The sequence below is a fragment of the Candidatus Woesearchaeota archaeon genome (assembly GCA_016192995.1).
GTDB lineage: Archaea > Nanobdellota > Nanobdellia > Woesearchaeales > DSVV01 > JACPTB01.
The window spans coordinates 46,363-63,176 of record JACPTB010000007.1 but is presented as its reverse complement, the minus strand read 5'-3'; the positions used below and the strand labels follow the sequence as shown (position 1 = coordinate 63,176).

The 16,814-nt window shown below is 33.7% G+C and carries 19 protein-coding genes; 8 read left to right on the top strand and 11 right to left on the bottom strand.

Annotated elements, in window-relative coordinates; translation table 11 throughout:
• Positions 1-168 precede the first annotated feature (168 nt).
• Positions 169-2,268, top strand: coding sequence for a hypothetical protein (locus HYY69_06265; protein MBI3033052.1), 2,100 nt, complete (start codon positions 169-171; stop codon positions 2,266-2,268).
• Here HYY69_06265 and HYY69_06260 read toward each other — a convergent pair whose 3' ends face one another.
• From HYY69_06260 to HYY69_06245, 4 genes are all read right to left on the bottom strand, one after another.
• Positions 2,269-2,493: a hypothetical protein gene (locus HYY69_06260; GenBank protein ID MBI3033051.1), complete on the bottom strand. Its 225-nt coding sequence runs from the start codon at positions 2,491-2,493 to the stop codon at positions 2,269-2,271.
• A gap of 222 nt (positions 2,494-2,715) precedes the next feature.
• A complete protein-coding gene (locus HYY69_06255) occupies positions 2,716-3,111 on the bottom strand; it encodes a vitamin K epoxide reductase family protein (protein ID MBI3033050.1) in 396 nt (131 codons plus the stop codon).
• A 78-nt stretch (positions 3,112-3,189) separates the two neighbouring features.
• Entirely contained in the window at positions 3,190-4,452 is a 1,263-nt protein-coding gene (locus tag HYY69_06250; GenBank protein ID MBI3033049.1) for an adenosylhomocysteinase, read from the bottom strand.
• 36 nt (positions 4,453-4,488) lie between these two features.
• Entirely contained in the window at positions 4,489-5,481 is a 993-nt protein-coding gene (locus HYY69_06245) for a Fic family protein (protein ID MBI3033048.1), read from the bottom strand.
• A gap of 228 nt (positions 5,482-5,709) precedes the next feature.
• On the opposite strand from HYY69_06245, the gene HYY69_06240 reads away from it, so the two are divergent.
• Positions 5,710-6,195 carry a hypothetical protein gene (locus tag HYY69_06240; GenBank protein MBI3033047.1) on the top strand — a complete coding sequence of 162 codons (486 nt, stop codon included), beginning with the start codon at positions 5,710-5,712 and terminating at the stop codon, positions 6,193-6,195.
• A 211-nt stretch (positions 6,196-6,406) separates the two neighbouring features.
• On the top strand, positions 6,407-6,874 hold the full coding sequence (locus HYY69_06235; protein ID MBI3033046.1) for a hypothetical protein: 468 nt from the start codon (positions 6,407-6,409) through the stop codon (positions 6,872-6,874).
• An 18-nt stretch (positions 6,875-6,892) separates the two neighbouring features.
• On the opposite strand, the gene HYY69_06230 is transcribed toward HYY69_06235, so the two are convergent.
• The 5 genes from HYY69_06230 to HYY69_06210 all read right to left on the bottom strand — a co-directional run bounded on the left by HYY69_06230 (position 6,893) and on the right by HYY69_06210 (position 9,908).
• On the bottom strand, positions 6,893-7,387 hold the full coding sequence (locus tag HYY69_06230) for a hypothetical protein (protein MBI3033045.1): 495 nt from the start codon (positions 7,385-7,387) through the stop codon (positions 6,893-6,895).
• 116 nt (positions 7,388-7,503) lie between these two features.
• Complete coding sequence (locus HYY69_06225) at positions 7,504-7,929, bottom strand: NUDIX domain-containing protein (GenBank protein ID MBI3033044.1); 426 nt, start codon at positions 7,927-7,929, stop codon at positions 7,504-7,506.
• Positions 7,922-8,527, bottom strand: a complete 606-nt coding sequence (locus HYY69_06220; GenBank protein ID MBI3033043.1) for a class I SAM-dependent methyltransferase — start codon at positions 8,525-8,527, stop codon at positions 7,922-7,924. Before HYY69_06220 ends, HYY69_06225 begins: the two co-directional genes overlap by 8 nt.
• 2 nt (positions 8,528-8,529) lie before the next feature.
• The gene (locus HYY69_06215; protein MBI3033042.1) at positions 8,530-9,294 is read right to left on the bottom strand and encodes a hypothetical protein; all 765 of its coding nucleotides are present in this window, start codon (positions 9,292-9,294) and stop codon (positions 8,530-8,532) included.
• The gene (locus HYY69_06210) at positions 9,294-9,908 is read right to left on the bottom strand and encodes a hypothetical protein (GenBank protein ID MBI3033041.1); all 615 of its coding nucleotides are present in this window, start codon (positions 9,906-9,908) and stop codon (positions 9,294-9,296) included. The genes HYY69_06215 and HYY69_06210 overlap by 1 nt, the downstream gene beginning before the upstream one ends.
• 156 nt (positions 9,909-10,064) lie before the next feature.
• Here HYY69_06210 and HYY69_06205 point away from each other — a divergent pair, with 156 nt between their 5' ends.
• Positions 10,065-10,247 carry a hypothetical protein gene (locus HYY69_06205; GenBank protein MBI3033040.1) on the top strand — a complete coding sequence of 61 codons (183 nt, stop codon included), beginning with the start codon at positions 10,065-10,067 and terminating at the stop codon, positions 10,245-10,247.
• Here the strand turns inward: HYY69_06205 and HYY69_06200 are convergent.
• Positions 10,239-11,717 (bottom strand): glycine--tRNA ligase, encoded by a 1,479-nt coding sequence (locus HYY69_06200; GenBank protein MBI3033039.1) that lies wholly within the window; start codon positions 11,715-11,717, stop codon positions 10,239-10,241. The genes HYY69_06205 and HYY69_06200 overlap by 9 nt on opposite strands.
• Positions 11,718-11,771: 54 nt before the next feature.
• Positions 11,772-12,785 (bottom strand): hypothetical protein, encoded by a 1,014-nt coding sequence (locus HYY69_06195; GenBank protein MBI3033038.1) that lies wholly within the window; start codon positions 12,783-12,785, stop codon positions 11,772-11,774.
• Positions 12,786-12,946: 161 nt separating this feature from the next.
• On the opposite strand from HYY69_06195, the gene gatC reads away from it, so the two are divergent.
• Genes gatC through HYY69_06175 form a run of 4 tightly spaced genes read left to right on the top strand, consistent with a single transcriptional unit; the run spans position 12,947 to position 16,802 of the window.
• Positions 12,947-13,231, top strand: coding sequence for an Asp-tRNA(Asn)/Glu-tRNA(Gln) amidotransferase subunit GatC (gene gatC, locus HYY69_06190; protein MBI3033037.1), 285 nt, complete (start codon positions 12,947-12,949; stop codon positions 13,229-13,231).
• Between the two features lies 1 nt (position 13,232).
• Positions 13,233-14,582, top strand: coding sequence for an Asp-tRNA(Asn)/Glu-tRNA(Gln) amidotransferase subunit GatA (gene gatA / locus HYY69_06185; GenBank protein MBI3033036.1), 1,350 nt, complete (start codon positions 13,233-13,235; stop codon positions 14,580-14,582).
• Positions 14,575-16,020, top strand: a complete 1,446-nt coding sequence (gatB, locus tag HYY69_06180) for an Asp-tRNA(Asn)/Glu-tRNA(Gln) amidotransferase subunit GatB (GenBank protein ID MBI3033035.1) — start codon at positions 14,575-14,577, stop codon at positions 16,018-16,020. The genes gatA and gatB overlap by 8 nt, the downstream gene beginning before the upstream one ends.
• On the top strand, positions 16,017-16,802 hold the full coding sequence (locus HYY69_06175; GenBank protein ID MBI3033034.1) for a hypothetical protein: 786 nt from the start codon (positions 16,017-16,019) through the stop codon (positions 16,800-16,802). Before gatB ends, HYY69_06175 begins: the two co-directional genes overlap by 4 nt.
• The last annotated feature ends 12 nt before the right edge of the window (positions 16,803-16,814 follow it).

Here is a 16,814-nt window from a genome sequence, read left to right as displayed (position 1 = left end):
GCAATTAGAAGTTTAACCGTTGAAAAAAGTCATTTTTTAGAACTATTTGATAGATTCCTTACCCAAGGTGTTCCTGAAATTCTTAGGTTTTCTTTAGATGAAACACAAAGAAAAGAAGATATTATTGTAGGCATTAATTATAGCGGAGATTTTCGTACTATTGATCATTTGTTTTTACCTAAACCAGAAGCAGTAAAAGGAATTGCACAAAGAGTTATTTTTAATGATAACGATGATTTTCAAGTTCCTAATTTTGTTGTTTATGAAAACAACCAAGGATATGAAGTAATAATTGGAAGTTCAGAAGGTAACTTTAATTCTTCGTTATCTCGTACTCAAGAGTTATTTGCTTATGAACATGTTCAAGGTATTTTTTATAGTATTCCTCCTGATCACACGATTAGTTATGATTATTCTAATGTTAGTCCAAGCTGCCAACGAGATGATAATAAACAGACGTACCATATTGCGCCTGTTTTAAGTGAAGATGTTTCTGCTTCTGTATCAGTTAAGACTCCTCAGATACAATATGTGCAACCTATTGAAAAAGAAGGAACAATTCAAATAACTGATATTCGAAGATATCAATCAAAACAAACAAGCACAGTATCAACAATTTTTCCAGCTTATGTTGGTCCTACCTTATTACCATCTCATAGTCCAGTTATTTCATCAGTTGTTTTAGACAGTACTGTTTCATTAAATTACAGAAAACCTCAAGTAGCTTCAGCAGTAGCTTACACAGTTGATATTCCTATTCTTGCCCAAGGTAAAGAAGTAGAAGTTCCATCACCGCTGATTTATAAAAACGAAAGTTTTGTTGCTGTTGAAGAAACAAAAGAAAATCTAAAAGGAGCTTCTTTAATACAGGGAATTGAATACCAGGTCCAGATCGAACAGAGAGGAGTATCTCCTGTAACAGTAGCTCACAGAGAAACGGCTCTGGTGAAAATTTTTCAGGTTTTAGCGCCAGTTCAGCTCTTGAAGAGTAGTTCGATTGGATTTTTCTCTCTGGCACTCCGAAAAATCCCCAATGTAAGCATGGAAGAGCTTCACAAAATAGGCGCTAAAACTACATTTTCACCAGAGCCCAGAGAAACAGCGAATCTTAATACTACTTCAACAGCAACAATGTTATTATCGTTGATGGGTGCAAAAACATATCATTCTGATGCACAAGATAAAGAAGCAAGGGAAGCTGTTGTTGTTTATACCATTTCAAAAGATTCATTATTAGGAAGAGAAAAAGATCTTGTTACTTGCGATTTGATCAATCTTGAAAGTGTTGTTATTGAAGAAGGTTTTGAAAATCATTTTAGATTGCATGAAGTCAATAAAGGGAGTAAAACTCTTGAAGGTATTTTAACGATGATTGATAATTATAGTGTTAAAAAATCTGATATTTCGTCTTCTTCCCAACCTTATGTTGTTACAGCACTTGTTGATTCTAAAACAGGTCCGAGAAAAGACGTAGAGATTAATGCAAACTCAGCATTAGCAATTATGGATAAATTACTTCATCAATTAGGAGCTAATCCACAATACAAAATAACAGTATTTGCAGCAGGCGGCAAAGTGTACAAGCAAGTTGAATTGCGTGGTATTTCTGAATACGACAATCAAGCTTTGCAGCATTTTGGAGTTAAAACCAATGCTTATATTGGTATGCTTGGATTTATTAATGGTGAAGAACCAGAATTAGGAACAAAGCCATTGGATGAGATTACGGTCAAAGAAGGAGATACATTATCCTTGGCATATATTCATCAAGGTGTTTATAATGGAGGTTACGGCAAATCAACATCGTCATCTGTTTGTTTGGGAGCTACGGTTGCAACACGAGCAGCAGTATTAGGAATGCAGAGGGTGTTTGCTGAACAAGATATGGTTGTTGCCGGAAGAAAAGCTTTAAGTGTTGTTAATCATTATGCTGCCCAAGAACAAGATATTATTTCACGGCAAAATAATTATGCGATTAATGTTATTGTCAATGATAAAACACAACAAGTAACTGTTGCAGGCAATTCTGTTCTTGCTGTTATGGATCAAATGTTGTATAGAAATAAAATTGGTTTGAATTTAGATGCTCGTTTTTCTAATTCTGGAGAAGTATATGTTCGTGGTGTGTTTGAGCGTAATGGAGCAGCACAGCAAAAGTTAGGGAATTATGATGTTAAAGCAGTTGTTGATGGTAAAGTTGTTGATGATCTTGTAAATACTAAAGTTATGGCAGGACAGGATGTTAGTTTGATGTATGTGAAGAGATAGTTATTGCAAAATGTCTAATTCAAAAAATTTCTTGGATGTTATATTAATTATACCTAATATTATTGCTAAACTTCCAAAAGTCGCTATTTCAGATGTTGTTAATATTTGATTTGCTAATCCTATTTTAACGGTTACATTAGTAAGGATGTCAAATATTGTTGCCGTTATTATTAAAAAATAAAGTCCTTCTAAAACTCTTTTTGTAATAATTAATTCTATCATCATTATAATATCTTAAATATTTTCATTATTAAAAATATCAGTAATAAATATACGATCAGTCTAGTGATATTATCAACTAATCTTAACTTTTTATCCATTTCTGTTTCGTGATACTGGCAGGTATTTTGACATTTCATAGATATTATTAATAAGAACTCATTAATAAATTTATCGTCGAAAAAACATCATTATTTTCGAGAATTTCGTAAGATTTCCGAATACAAATTATATTAACATCCATCCCAATATCGTTATTATCGTCATTATGGTTGTTGAAATTAAACAAAAAATGCAGAATTTCTTAAGAATAAATTCTTGTATATAAAGTAAATAATAACTTACTATTAAACTAATCGTTGCAATTAACGCGCCTAATAAAAAATAATTTGTTTTAGCATATATTATTGTTAATAATACGTAGGTAATTATTCCTAACCATGAATTGGGAACAATAAATAATCTTGCATATTTGCTATGGAGAATTTCGTTGCATCCAACACGTTTGAATGTTTTAGTGAAGCAATAGGCAAATAATTGTGAGAATTGCTGTTGGAATGCAGTGTAGAGAGAATCTACAATCCCTATGATGCAAAGCGTTATGATGATTATTTCGAGAGCCATATTATGTATTGTGTTATTATAACTTAAAAATGTTTTTACTTTTTTTCTTTATAGAAAATAGAATAATGTTAAAAAGTATTATGTTCCTTCCTGCCAGCTTGTCAAATATTTCTTTTGTTCTTCAGTGAGGATGTCAATTTCAATATTCATTGTTTGCAACTGAAGTTTTGCAATTCTATCATCAATTTCTGATGGCAATTCAATAACATCGATTGGCATTTTCCCTCTATTTTTTGCAAGGTATTCACATGCTAATGCTTGTCCGCAAAATGAAGTTGCCATGACTGCTGATGGATGACCTTCTGCTGCAGCTAGATTGACTAATCTTCCTTCGCCAAGCAGGAATATTTTTTTACCTCCAATAACAAATTCATCCATAGAGGGACGAATTTTTCTCGTTGCTGAAGCTATTGTTTTTAATCCTGCAACATCAATCTCATGATCAAAATGGCCTGAATTGCAAAGAATAGCGCTGTTTTTCATAGTTTTGATATGCTCTGTTCTGATCACATGCTTATTTCCTGTTACCGTTACAAAAATATCGCCTACTTTTGCAGCATCCTGCATTTTCATAACAGAAAATCCATCATATCTTGCCTGCAATGCTCTGAAATTATCAACTTCAGTTACAATAACATTTGCTCCTTGACCATCTGCAGATTTCGCAACGCCTTTGCCGCAGCTTCCATAACCAACGACAACTACATTTTTGCCTGCTAATAGAATGTTAGTCGCCCGCAAAATACCATCGATAGTTGATTGCGCAGTACCATAATAATTATCAAGAAGATGTTTTGTTTTGTTGTCGTTGACTGCAATAACAGGATATTTTAATGCCTGGTCTCTCACCATGGATTTTAATCTGATAATGCCGGTTGTTGTTTCTTCACAACCTCCTACGATGCTGGGAATTAATTCTTTATGTTTCATATGAATTTCAGACACTAAATCGCAGCCATCGTCAATAGTAATATGCGGTTTCTGGCTGATGACGTGATTTAAGTAGCGATAGTAATCTTCTTTGGTTTCTCCTTTGTAAGCCCACACTTTAACGCCTTCTTTTGCTAAGGCAGCAGCAACGTCGTCTTGTGTTGATAATGGATTGCAACCAGTAATTGCAACGTCTGCTCCACCAGTTTGTAATGTTCTCACTAAAACAGCAGTTTCTTTGGTAACGTGCAATGCCATACCAATCCTTAATCCATGGAATGGTTTTTCTTTGGAGAATTTTGCTTTAATATGCATTAAAGCACCCATTTCCATTTCTGCCAATTCGATATTTTTGAAACCTTGATCTGCTAATTTAAGATCTTTAACTTCGTAATGTTGGGATGAATCCATGTTTATACCACCTAAAAACATAGAAAAATGGAGGATTTATATATGTTTGGAATTGCCTCTTATACTTTCGTAAATAAGTGGCTTAAAGAATTTAAACCAAGTCTTTTTATATACTTTATAATATAATTTTAACAAGGACGTATAATTATTATAATTAATTGCTTTTACTAATGATGATCTGTATGCCTGAGCATTTGTTTTTTTTAGTATAGGAGGTGGATAGCCTTCTTTGAAGAAATCCATTGCCACTAATAATCTCCCTAATCTACTATTTCCATCTCTAAAAGGATGAATTGCTTCATAAGTAGTATGAAATCTTAAAATATTTTCAAAGAGATACTTGTTTTTCTTATCTTTTTTGAAATTATGTATCGCCAGTACTAACCTTTTTCTTATATCCCTGCTGTCTGAGGTTATAGCATTCTCAGTCACGCCAAAGGTTACTTCTATTTTTCTGAATTTTCCAGCAAAAGTATAGATATTCTGATACATCATCTTATGGACATTTGCAATATCGTGGGCGCTTCTTAATCTTAATTCTGACATCTTCTTATAAGTATCCTGAACATTTTTATAGAGCGTAATATCTACTTCATTTACTTCATCAGGTTTTTTAATCAATCTTTTCAAATCTATTTTTTTTGCAGTTTCGTATGTTACTGTTCCGCCTTCCATTTCTAAGCTATTAACGATGAATGTCCTTATAAATTCATCATAGACTCTCTTTTTACCTGCTTCATCTAAAAGATCCATCATCACTTGGAAGCTTGTTCTTATAGACTCTATATTTTGAAGAATATTTGTATAGACAAAAAATTTGTTTAAATCATATGTTTTCTTAATGAAATTAACCCTTTCCTGAGCAATTTTTTTAATTTCATGTTCATTTCTTTTTTCAAATTCCTCTAAACTTATTGTTTTCTTAAGCGGTAGATAGATACTTATTTTCTTTACAGTGTGACCTATTCTAAAACTATGTTCAAGATATTTAAATTCCTGATGGTTTCTTATTCTTTTATTGACAAACATAATGCACCTACATTTTAACATTTTAGCTTATATATAAATGTTTCGTAATGCACCTACAAAATGACAGAATTTTAAGCTTTTTGTTTAAAGTTCCTTATACATTCGACGTGATAGGTAAACTACCTTTTGACAACCTTAATCTATTTAAAATATACTAATGCACCTACAAAATAACGTTTTATTTTAAAAACAGCAAATTATTTAAACTCTTAACTTCAAAATTTGTGCATGAAAGAACTTCTCGATGCCCTGTCAAAGATCAATTTAGCTAAAGCAAAAAATCTAGTACTGATTGATACCTGCTTTTTAGTGCATTGCATGGATAAAGGATTTAATAAAAAATTAACAGGCATTCCTAATTTAGCTTTAACTTCTTTTAATGCTGAAGAGTTATTACATATTCACCATCATCTACATCATAACATCAATAAATCATTACGGAGTTTTTTAAAACAAGCAAAATTTCAATTTGTTGATCTGCCAGTACATCCTGGCAACAGGCTTGAGGAAATTTCGTTTGTGGGCGATATTGATCGGCAATTATTGATGCATGTGCATGATCCCAGTGACGCAGTGCTGATTGCTGCAGCGATTGCAACAAAGTCAGATGTTTTAACCCGTGATAAACATCATTTGTTTACGGTTGAGTTAGAGAACTTTCTTGATAAATACGGAATAAGTGTGTATAACGAACTTAAACATTTAGCTTATTGACAGGCACTGTAGAAAATCTCGGCATAGCCTCGGTTTTGGCATCAGTTCGGCTTTTGATGACTAGATTTCATTGGATTTTTCTCTCTGGCACCCCGAAAAATCCCCGATAAAGAGGTAAGAAGAGCTTCACAGAAGTAGGCGCTAAAATACTAGACTTATTACGTACTAAGTGAGGCAATTATTTATATATACAAGTATATTTCTTCAGGTAATGTATTTATCTAAATCTAAAAGTTTCAATGCAGTTGTTGAAGGTAGTTATGTTAATCCTTGGATGGTATCATTTTGGAGAATTGGTTGTTTAGATATTCCCACTTCTGTTAAAGTTGTTCGTGAGAGGTATAAATCTAATACATATCGATTTTCTCCTCATAGTAAGGTATCTGTGGTTGTTGATGATGGGGAAGGTCCATTAGAACTTGAAGTAAAATCATTAGGTTCACTTGGTGTTGGTTTAGCTACTGAGGGAGAATATACTGCAGATTTTATTAGTCATCCTCGCGCGTTATTTTTGCGTGATGGAAGAATATATGTTGAAGAATCTGTTCGCATGCAGGATTGGTATAGGAAAGCTTTTCCTGATATAAAAAAGATTGCAGAGATTATCTTTTCTGATCCATATTATCAGGACGCCTATCGACAAGCGCTCCCTATTTGGCGAAGAGTTTTGGGATTATAAAAAAGGCACAAAGTTCTCTCAAGATAATTTATCCACAAGTCCATACCCTAAACCAGCCAGGCTTATACCTGCAGTTAAACCAGTATAACCAATTGCATCCATGAACAATTCTTTTGGTGAAGGTTTATGTGCAATACCATCTGTTTTACTTAATCCTGGAATAAGACAAGCAATACCTGTTGGAATACCGATAACAAGCGCTTGCTCTAAGGTTATATCACCTGACGCAGATAATTCATTGCCAAGAACATACCCAAGAAAAAATCCAGCAGTACTGAGAAATGCTAATCCATACGCTTTTGCCCCTGAAGAATGTGAAGTAGGTGTTGTTGTATTCATTCGTCGAATATATGCAGCATTAAGCCTATCATACACAACTGAGGTATTTCCTCGTTGTACTCTCCTATCTCTCCCTGAAGAACGAAGGTTATAAGGAGATGGAAATCGTGCTTCAGCCCCAAGTGCAGATTGAGGAAGCAAGTTAGTCATATAATAGAGATGTGTTGCAGTCATATATTTTCAACAGCAAGAAAAATATATAAGACTATTGACTAAATTATTTGTAGATTTGTACTTAAAAGCATGGAGAGTACTAAAAGAGCTAAAAATAATTTATTTCCGATTTATGACTAATCAATTCTCTTAAGAAGTTTTTCAAGAAACTTTCTCGTGTCATTATTCAAATCCAAGGCTAATGCTTCTTCTGGTTTAATCCATTGGTATTCTTGTAATTCTTCATTTAATATGATTTTGTTGCCGTTGTTTATCACTTTTGCCGTGTAATCAAAGAATATAAAATGTCTTTCCTGATAGAATTCTTTGGGGAAAATGCTTTCTTGAACATCAACTAATGTTATATCAGTGATATCTAAATTTGTTTCTTCTTTCACTTCTCTTATTGCACATGCTTCTGCAGTTTCTCCCCATTCAACTCCACCGCCAGGGATAAGCCATTTGCCAGGCCATTTATGGGATTGCACTAAGAGAATTTTATTATTATTATCATTATATATAATAATCCCTGTTGCTACTTTTGGTAGTTTTGTATCACTCATTTTTCTCGCTCACATATACCCTATATCCTGATTCAATGGCAATTTCTTTGACATTGCCAAAGACTTGTTTCATGTGTTCTGAAAGATGCTTGCCGCCTTTATTATGACGGGCTACTAATTGTAATAATCCGCCTTTGTTCAAATGCAACGGCGCTTGTTCAATTAATTGAAAACAGATTTTTTTTCCTGCATGCTGCGGCGGATTAGTAAGAATAGCATCGAATATTTTTGTTTTGGACAGTTTTTCATATAAATTGCTTAGTATAATCTCTCCTTCTACTTTGTTTTGTTTAAGATTTTTTGCTGCAAATGCAAGAGCGCGTTGGTTGATATCAATTAAGGTGCAGGTAATTTTGTATTTTTTACTTAAAGCTATGCTAACGATGCCGTAGCCGCATCCCATATCAAGCACTTGATCGTTGTCTTTTATGATCGCATTTTCAATCAATATTTCTGTTCCTCTATCAATTTTTTTTCTAGAAAAAACACCGCTTCCTGTTGTTATCGAAAGCTCATTTCCTAATATATTGTAGGTTATTTTGTTTGGCTTTAACGAACTGCGTTGTTTTTCAGAATAATAATGCTGCTGTTTGGTCATGGTTAATCCATAACTAAGTACATTTTATATAATAATCTATCGACTGACCGTAATAATTCTTCATTAGTTCCTTGGATAGTTACACAATAGTTATTTTCAAGTACTTTTGTTTCAGGATCTGATTTGAAATAAAATACTGGTGTTTGTTGGGAAGCATTGGAGCAAGTAACAATGGTTGCATTATACAAATCGCAGGCAGGAGCTTCTTCAGTGCAGGCAAATTCAAGATGAGTGTTGAGTACTTTTCTGAAATTAATATTCAACTCTCCAATTGCCAAATTGACATAGGTTAGGTTTTCTTCGTTCGGATTAAAGGTAAGATATGCTTGGTTTTGGTATTTGCTGATGTTATTATCCATTATAGCATCAAAAAACGCTTTGAAGTTGCCATCAATAGACACATTTTCTAAGTCCGTCGGCCCATAATGGAGAGGAATATCGTATTTTGTTTTCTTACTTGGTGAAAAGATTTGCGTATACCAACTCCCTTTATGATGTACAAAGCTGAATCCATTGTACACATACCCTTTTTCTCCAGTAGCCAATGTTTTTCCTTTAAGATTCTCTTTATGGAGATTTGGTAAGGTAGTATCTTGTGGTTTGTAGAATTTTACAAAAGCAAGAATCACACCAAACAATATGATAATAACACCTGCTACAATGAGAAAATTTCTCGTATATTTCTTAATATCATGTTCAGTAGGCTTTTGCTCTTGAGAATTTTCAGGTAGAGCATGCTCTACTCTTTTATGTTCTTCTTTGTCCATTAGGTCATAACTCCAAGCATTTGATACATGATTTTTTCTTTAATTTCCCGTAAACTAAAGCCGTCTTGGGCTTCCCAGATAATACAATTATTTTGCTGATAGACTTTTGTTTCATTGCCTTGCTTCATCTCGACAACATTAATAAGATCAGTTGCGTTGACACAGGTAATTAAAGGAAGCATGGTATAAGGTTCTGTTTGGTTAGTAACTCCAGGAATTAAATATATTGAAAATGCATCTCGGAAAGAATTTTGCATAGAAAATCGTGTATATTCTATTTCATTGATTAAAGGATCACTTGGATTAAAGGTAAGATATTGCATATTGCTTTGTTTTATTCTTTGAAATATTTCAGGTGCAACAATAATTGATTCAACACTAGTCGGGTGAAAATCAAAGCTATATTTTTTACCATCTACTTTTACCGTGTATTTATTGGTGGTTAAGTCTTGTTTAATTTTAAATTTATTATATTTAGTGGTTAGAGTATTCCCTTGGAATACCCCAAGAATGCTAGTTATCATCAAAAGAACAATGAAACCACCTATGAAATTTCTCTTATTGAATATTTTTGATTGCTTTTGTTGAATAGTGTTTTTCCCAAATATAGCCATACTAAGCAAGATTTCAAGTAATTTTTAAATTTTCTGTTTAAGTAATATTACTTAAACAGAAAATTTATAAGTAAAGAAGACTAAAAACTATTAAAGTCCTATATTATGTAGAGATACCTCTGTCTAATTTATAGGATCTGGGATAGGAATGATAGTATGACTATGAAAATGTTATTAGGACTCGATGATGTTGATTTGGACGATACTGAAATACTCGAAACTATCAAACAAGCTCAATTGCAGAACAAAACAAAAGTAGTATTTACAAGAAGTGACGGTTCAAAAATCGAAATTTCATTGCAGCCGATTGAGTATTTTGAATGTGGAATATTAGATTAAGTTATATAATTCTTTTTTTACATCAACTATTTTAACGCGTTTTTGCTGAGTAGTATTTCTATCACGAATGGTTACTGAATCATCTTCTAAGCTTTCAAAATCAATGGTAATGCAATAAGGAATTCCTAACTCATCAGCCCGCGCATATCGCCGTCCAATACTCCCTGAACTATCGTATTGACTAGGAAAATCATCTTTCAACAATGCATGCACAGCACGAGCTTTTTCTTGCAGCTTATTTACTAAAGGAAAGACGCCGATTTTGATAGGAGCAAGAGAAGGTTTTAAAGCCAGTATAATGTTCCCACGTTCTTTATCATCATGATAGGATTCAAAAAGTATTGCTAAGAATACCCTTTCTAATCCAAATGTTGGTTCTATAACACAGGGAACAACCTTTTGTTTAGAAGCTTCATCAAATAATTCGAGCTTCTCTCTGCTAAATTTCATATGCTGACCAAGGTCGTATTGTCCTCGATTAGCGTTTCCTGCAATCTCTTTGCTTCCAAAGGGAAATGCATAATCAATATCAAATGTTGCTGAAGAATAATGTGATAACTCTGTTTTGACATGCTGGCGTATTTTTAATTTCCCCGGACTTAACCCTAAGCTCAATAACCATAGATACTGTTCAGCTAGAAAATAACCATGCCATTCTTCAAGCATGTTTTTTTTAATCATATCCTGGATGGTCATTTTTTTAAGAGTTTCTTGTCCTTTTGCTTGGGTTGAAGTATCAAGAACTTGTACTGGAAGCTGCAATTGTCGTTTACCCAATAACAAACAGTGTTTGTTATCGGGATGCAAAAAATATTCAATTTCCGCTATATGAAACTCTCGTGACCTAAATAAAAAATCACGCGGTGCAATTTCATTTCTAAAGCATCTTCCTAGTTGCGCAATGCCAAAAGGAAGCTGCATTCTGCAGGTATCGGCAATTAATTTGAAATTCATAAACATTGCTTGAGCTGTTTCTCCGCGAAGATAAGCAACATTATGTGTTTCAGTGCTTGCACCAACTTTAGTTTCAAAAAGAAGATTAAATGAATTTGCTTCTTTAAACGCGCCTTTGCATTGAGGGCAAACAAGCTTTTTTTCTTTAATGGTTTTATTAATTTCATCAGCAATCATACCATCAGCTGCTATTCCTAATTGTTCACCAACAAAATGATCTGCCCTGACTCTGTATTTGCATTTTGAACAAACAAGAAGCAGATCTCCAAAATGAGCTACATGTCCTGAAGCTTCCCATGTTTTAGGATGCGAAATAATGCTGGCATCAATGCCAACAATATCTTCTCTTGTTTGAACAAAGAATTTCCACCATGAAGCTTTTAATGCATTAAGAAGCTCAACTCCTCTCGGTCCAAAATCCCAGAATCCTGCTAGACCGCCATAAATCTCAGAGCTTCGATAGATAAAGCCTTTTTGTTTGCAAAATATTGCCATATCTTCAATAGATAAGGTCATAAACAAGGTAATAAAATGGTAATTTATAAAAGTTACTGGTCGAATCTACTGAGATTAGTTGCGTAAACCTAATTCTGCAAAGGTACCTAAAGTAAAATGATGTTTTGTAGTTTCATCAATGCGTTCAAAAGAATATGCTGTTCTTAGGCCTAATGCTAACGCTAGATATCTTGATAATTCAAAAGTCATTCTGCCGGTGAGCCCTATATCAAAACGAGGAGTTAAAGCAAAATCATTCGGCGTATCAAGATCCTGATTTCTTGATTGTTTTTTATTATTAGTAATGACAAGTTTATACGTATTGGCATCATAAATTATTCCTAATGAAACACCGGAGCTTAATCCCAATTCTGCAGAAAACCACGGTACCGGCTCTGCACGAAAAAAATCAGGTGTATACGTTAAATTAAGATTGATTAAAAGTGCAGTAAGATTTTTCTCGTCAGGTTCTGCTCCGCCCATAACATCAACCAAAGTAATACGTGCAGCACGATCCTCTCCCCCTAAATCAACATGAGAAAAATAAACACCGCCTGAAATATAGATGGTGGATGTTTTTCCTCTATAACTTATTTCAAAACCGTGATAATTAAGACCAGGAAAATCTGAAAGAAAACTATAACCAAAGAAAACATATTTTTGAGTTTGGGCAGTGAGGTCATGGACTTGTTGTTGAAGTTTTTTTTCAGCTTCGACGTGGCTTTTATTCATTGTAATAAATGCAAGACATTGATGATATTGTTCTAATCTAAGTTGATAGATCAAAAGCTGTTGTTCAATAGTATGTTTTGTTTCAGGGAGAGATTTATCTCCTTGAATGCTGGAAGAATCATCTGAGAAAACACCCGAATAACTTGGGAAAACAAGAATTAGTGCTTCAGGCTCCGCACAGACAGGAAGCCTATCTTCCAATACTTCATGTGAAGAAGACGGTTCTGTAGGTGAAGAAGTTGAAATAGGTTTAGAGTCAACTTGCACAGGAGGAGGATTTGCAAAGCTATAACCTGATGGCAAAAAACCAGCAATTAATGCTAGTAATCCAGCGACTGCATTCCTGACTCTGCCCATAGCTATCACTACTCCTTAATTTGTTGCTTCAAAAAATAAAAATACACTCTCCAAAAATAAGTTTAATCAGCTTGTTAAGTAAAACTACTATTTAAAATGTATGATTTTTGAATTAAGAAAACTATTTAAACGTCATGTACTCTCAAAATAATTGAGAGTACATGATAGTAAATAAAGAACTAATCAAAAAAGTTGCTGCAACAGCAAAATTAGAACTGACTGAACAGGAATTAGAAGAATTTATTCCTCAATTTGAAGAAATCCTCAAAACATTCAGTAAATTGGCAAAAGCTGATACAAAAAATGTTCTACCATCATTTCATCCAGTGCCATTAAAAAATAGGATGCGAGATGATACTATCCATTCTTCACTTTCTCAAGAGCAGGCATTATCATTAACTGAGCATAAAAAAGATGGTTATTTTAAAGGACCAAAAGTTGTTTAACATGAACATTAATACTACGCAACAACAACTAGAAAAAATTAATGAAGAGTATCACTATTTTAACAAGCTTTGCAATGTACAAACTAAGAAAACAGGGAAATTAAAGGATTATGTTATATCAGTAAAAGATGCTCTTTGTGTTAAAGACGTTGAAACAAAAGGAGGTAGTGCAATTCTTGAAGGTTATAAACCGTTGTTTAATGCAACAGTGATAGAAAAACTGCTCGCTGAAGGAGCAACAATTATAGGGAAAACTTCCCAAGATGCATTTGGCTTTGGAACTTTTTCTACCAATGTTGGCAACAACATGCAAATTCCTCTAAATCCCTTTGATAAAAATCATTCGACAGGTGGAAGTTCTGGAGGAGCTGCAGGTTTTACCCAGCTTGCAAAAAAAAAGGGAATAAAACATATTGCATTAGGTGAATCTACGGGTGGCAGCATCGCTGCTCCAGCATCTTTTTGCGGAGTCTACGGTTTAACACCAACTTATAGTTTAGTCTCACGTTATGGTTTATTAGACTATGCTAACAGTCTTGATAAAATCGGCCCAATAGCAGCATCAGTAAAAGAACTTGCAATGTGCCTTTCAATTATCGCTGGTCATGATGAAAAAGATGCAACCTCATCTAAAACAAGCATACCTGATTATGAAAAAGGTTTAAGTAAACCAATAAAAGGTATGAAAATTGCTGTGATTAAAGAATGCTTTGGAAAAGGCATTGATCCTGCAATTAAACAAAATATTCTCGAAACAATTGAAACATTAAAAAAACAAGGCGCAACTATCGAAGAAATTAGTTTACCAACAACAACCGAATATGCATTAGAAGCATATTACATTCTGGCGATGTGCGAAGCATCAACAAACTTGGCAAAATACTGCGGCATACGTTATGGAAGGCATGAAAAGTTAGAAGGTAATTTCAACCAATATTTTTCAAAAGTAAGAAGTCATGGATTTAACAAAGAAGAAAAACGAAGAATCTTGTTGGGAACATTTGCAAGAATGTCTGGCTACAGAGATGCTTATTACATAAAAGCTGCCAAAGTGCGAACGCTGATCATCCAAGAATACAAAAAAGCATTCGAAAAATACGATATCTTAATTTCACCAACCATGCCGATGGTTGCGCCAACATTTGACGAGATTAAAAGATTAACACCGTTGCAGCATTACATGGTTGATTTAATGACTGTTGGTCCAAGTCTTGCCGGCTTGCCCCACATCAGCTGTCCGACAGGATTTAAGGATAACATGCCAATAGGAACAATGTTCATAGCTGATCATTTTCAAGAAGAAAAATTATTGCAGATTGCAAGCAGCATAGAGGAATTAAACCATGGTTAATGGAAAATTTAACTCAGACGTTGTAATTGGCTTAGAAATACATTTCCAGCCTAATTTAAAATCAAAATTATTTTGCAGCTGTGCAACTAAAGCAGAAACAAAAAAAAATGAGAACAGCAAAGACGAACCAAACACAAGAACTTGTGTTATTTGTTTAGGTATGCCTGGATCAAAGCCAATGCTCAATAAAAAAGCGCTTGACTATGGCTTAAAGTTAGGGCTTGCTTTGAATTGCAGCATAGCACTTGAATTAATATTCTCAAGAAAATCATATTTTTATCCTGACTTGGCAAAAAATTATCAAATCAGCCAATTTGAATTGCCTTTGGGAAAGAATGGCGAAATTGTTTTAAGCAGTGGAAAAAAAATCGGAATAGAGAGAATACATTTAGAAGAAGATCCTGCATCATTAGTGCATCCGAACACTATCCATGATTCTGCTTACACATTGATTGACTACAACAGAAGCGGCATTTGCTTGATTGAATTGGTTACAAAACCGGAAATGAGATCACCTGAAGAAGCAAGAGAATTTTTGAAAAAATTAAGAACAATATTGCAATACTTGGAAATATTCGACGAGCAAACCGGCGTTATCAAAGCAGACGCTAATATATCAATAAAAGAATCAGGATATGTACGAAGCGAAGTAAAGAATATTACTGGTTTTAAGGAAATCGAACGAGCTTTGCTCTATGAAGTCGAACGTCAAAAACAAGCAATGCAAAATAATGAAAAATTAGTCATGGACACGAGAGGATGGAATGCTTTGACAGGAAAAACAACACGATTACGAACAAAAGAAACAGAAGCTGATTACGGTTACATTATTGATCCTGATCTTGTACCTATTGATATAACTCAAGAGATGATTGAAAAAACAAAAAGAGGATTGCCTGAACTGCCTGACGAAAAGATTAAGCGTTTTATAACAAAACACAAGCTTTCTCCTATTGATGCACAGGTACTAGCTATGGAACGAGTATTGGCAGAATTGTTTGAGAAAGTGGCAGAAGAGATTGATCCTATTCTGGCAGCGCAATGGTTACGACATGAATTAGTAAAAGTTGCAAACTATCATAAATTAGCATTAGATCAATTAAGAATAGAAGAATTAGAAATCGTGGAGTTGCTGTCCATGGTTGAGAAAAAAGAAATAAGCGATAGAACCGCCCAGCAAATATTAAGTTTATTAACAGAAAAAGGCTTTTCTCCAAGACAATATGTAAAAGAACATAAACTAACTATAGTTTCAGATACTAAAGAGCTTGAAGAGCTTTGCAAAAAGGCAATTGCTGAATCACAGCCAGCTATTGATGATTACAAAGCTGGCAAGGAGATAGCATTGAATAATGTTGTCGGCAAAGTAATGAAGTACACCAAAGGCACTGCCGATGCTGCCAAAGTAAAAGATATGTTGAAAAAGATGCTCAGATGAAGAAAATGAAGATTAGTTTCTTTGAAGAATATCCTACGCAAAAAAATCTTGATGTTTTGAAAAAGATTTCTTTTAAAACTGAATTGTATATCGCTGCACACTCATTAAACAAGTTCAGAACTCTAGAGAAAGTAATTCTTAAAAAATATAAAAATGTTCGAAAATGTATTTATTGGCCAATCTTGAAAAAAGAAGAAGGATATTGGTTTTCTGTTTTTTCTGATTTTAATGGAATGGAGAGAGTCATGAGGGAGCTTACAACAAATAAAAAAGCTTTAACTATACTTTGGGATGCAGAACTACCGATATTGAATAAAATACTGATCTTAAGAAACGCACTAAACTATTTTAAAAATAAACGATTAATACTTAATTTTTTGACAAACGCTAAAGAGTATAATCTCGCTATTGAAATTGCAGAGTATGAAGTAGAGAACTATTTTGTTGATACCTTGTTTCAACAATTATGTTTATCTTTTAATCCTTATCAAATCCCTCATACACGAATAGGGATGTTGTATACTTCATTTATTAAAAATAAAAGCATTGAAAATTATTTCCTTAAACAACTTGAAAAAACCAGAACCAAACATGAGCATTTCAAAGTTGGGATTGGATGTGTTGGCGTTGGCATGGGTGGTGATGAACCGCAATTATCTCCAAAACATCTTGCAAGAGATTTAAACATATTGCAAAAAGAAGGCATTAAAGATATCGTTATCTATCGTTTAGGCGGGTTAACAAAAGAGCATATTAAAATCCTAAAACAATTCAAATCATAAAATAGAGGAATG

Coding starts and splice junctions, on each gene's coding strand:
- HYY69_06260 (MBI3033051.1), bottom strand. CDS start 2,493: ATGATGATAGAATTAATTATTACAAAAAGAGTTTTAGAAGGACTTTAT.
- HYY69_06255 (MBI3033050.1), bottom strand. CDS start 3,111: ATGGCTCTCGAAATAATCATCATAACGCTTTGCATCATAGGGATTGTA.
- HYY69_06250 (MBI3033049.1), bottom strand. CDS start 4,452: ATGGATTCATCCCAACATTACGAAGTTAAAGATCTTAAATTAGCAGAT.
- HYY69_06245 (MBI3033048.1), bottom strand. CDS start 5,481: ATGTTTGTCAATAAAAGAATAAGAAACCATCAGGAATTTAAATATCTT.
- HYY69_06240 (MBI3033047.1), top strand. CDS start 5,710: ATGAAAGAACTTCTCGATGCCCTGTCAAAGATCAATTTAGCTAAAGCA.
- HYY69_06235 (MBI3033046.1), top strand. CDS start 6,407: ATGTATTTATCTAAATCTAAAAGTTTCAATGCAGTTGTTGAAGGTAGT.
- HYY69_06230 (MBI3033045.1), bottom strand. CDS start 7,387: ATGACTGCAACACATCTCTATTATATGACTAACTTGCTTCCTCAATCT.
- HYY69_06225 (MBI3033044.1), bottom strand. CDS start 7,929: ATGAGTGATACAAAACTACCAAAAGTAGCAACAGGGATTATTATATAT.
- HYY69_06220 (MBI3033043.1), bottom strand. CDS start 8,527: ATGACCAAACAGCAGCATTATTATTCTGAAAAACAACGCAGTTCGTTA.
- HYY69_06215 (MBI3033042.1), bottom strand. CDS start 9,294: ATGGACAAAGAAGAACATAAAAGAGTAGAGCATGCTCTACCTGAAAAT.
- HYY69_06210 (MBI3033041.1), bottom strand. CDS start 9,908: ATGGCTATATTTGGGAAAAACACTATTCAACAAAAGCAATCAAAAATA.
- HYY69_06205 (MBI3033040.1), top strand. CDS start 10,065: ATGACTATGAAAATGTTATTAGGACTCGATGATGTTGATTTGGACGAT.
- HYY69_06200 (MBI3033039.1), bottom strand. CDS start 11,717: ATGACCTTATCTATTGAAGATATGGCAATATTTTGCAAACAAAAAGGC.
- HYY69_06195 (MBI3033038.1), bottom strand. CDS start 12,785: ATGGGCAGAGTCAGGAATGCAGTCGCTGGATTACTAGCATTAATTGCT.
- gatC (MBI3033037.1), top strand. CDS start 12,947: ATGATAGTAAATAAAGAACTAATCAAAAAAGTTGCTGCAACAGCAAAA.
- gatA (MBI3033036.1), top strand. CDS start 13,233: ATGAACATTAATACTACGCAACAACAACTAGAAAAAATTAATGAAGAG.
- gatB (MBI3033035.1), top strand. CDS start 14,575: ATGGTTAATGGAAAATTTAACTCAGACGTTGTAATTGGCTTAGAAATA.
- HYY69_06175 (MBI3033034.1), top strand. CDS start 16,017: ATGAAGAAAATGAAGATTAGTTTCTTTGAAGAATATCCTACGCAAAAA.